This is a genomic window from Lacihabitans soyangensis (assembly GCF_024343775.1).
GTDB classification, from domain to species: domain Bacteria; phylum Bacteroidota; class Bacteroidia; order Cytophagales; family Spirosomataceae; genus Leadbetterella; species Leadbetterella soyangensis.
In genome coordinates this window covers 1-475 of the sequence record NZ_RJUF01000097.1, presented here as the reverse complement: position 1 = coordinate 475, position 475 = coordinate 1, and the positions used below count along the sequence as shown (strand labels likewise).

1 pseudogene is annotated in these 475 nt (G+C 42.7%); it reads right to left on the bottom strand.

Annotation, left to right across the window (positions count from 1 at the left end):
• Positions 1 to 475: pseudogene (locus EGI31_RS14555) on the bottom strand (hypothetical protein); the annotation flags it as partial.

Sequence of the window (475 nt, the reverse complement as noted above, 5' to 3'; positions counted from 1 at the left end):
CCTCTGACCACGTCACTGTGCCTGCACAATTACTGGCTGTTAGGGTCAATGTACTTGGGGAACATACTACCAAGGTATTCGGAGGGGTGATGGTCGGAGGTAAAATCTGATTAATTGTAACCACCGTAGTAGCCGAGGCCGAACATCCATTAGCATTGCTAACAGTGAGTGTATAAGTACCATTAGCAGCAATAGAGACATTACTGATACTAGGATCCTGAATAGAAGAACTAAACGAATTTGGTCCACTCCATGCATAACTACTCATACCTGCTACTGAATTGAATGATAAAGTCGTACCAACACATTTTGGTGAGTCTGAGCTCGGATTTGGTACTGGCAAAGAATTGATTGTAACAACTTTAGTTGCACTTGCACTACATCCATTGGCATCCGTTACAGTTAAGCTATAAGTACCACTTGCTGCAGTAGTTACATTGCTGATGCTTGGGTTTTGCGTACTCGCATTGAAAGA